The sequence below is a fragment of the Gordonia sp. ABSL11-1 genome (genome assembly GCF_030315685.1).
Taxonomy (GTDB): Bacteria; Actinomycetota; Actinomycetes; order Mycobacteriales; family Mycobacteriaceae; genus Gordonia.
Genome location: NZ_JASXSI010000113.1, coordinates 1 through 319 on the forward strand (window position 1 = coordinate 1; position 319 = coordinate 319).

The following is a 319-nucleotide window of genomic DNA, read 5'->3' on the forward strand; positions in this document are numbered from 1 at the left end:
CACAACTTCGAGGGCGTCGGCGAGGCGTCGTTCGGTGGATCGGGCATCGGGGGAGCCGTCGGGTTCGGGCCGGGGTGCACCGTAGTGTTCCATCGCGGCCTGGAATTTTTCGCCGACGTCGACGTCGAGGTCGGCCTCGACGTGCAGGCGCCCGTCGGTGGTCTTGTTCTTCGTGAGGGTGTTGATGGTGCGGTCTTCAGCGGCCGGCAACCCGCCGGTGTCGTCGGCGAGGACGTTGCCCAGGGTGCGGGCACGATCGAGGATGTCGGCGGGGGTGGCGCCGGAGAAGTGTTGTCCGAGAAGATCTGTCACATGGTTG

The 319-nt window shown here is 66.8% G+C and carries 1 pseudogene; it reads right to left on the reverse strand.

The annotated features are described in order from the left end of the window. Window positions 1–319, reverse strand: a pseudogene (locus tag QSJ19_RS26680) (HNH endonuclease); the annotation flags it as partial.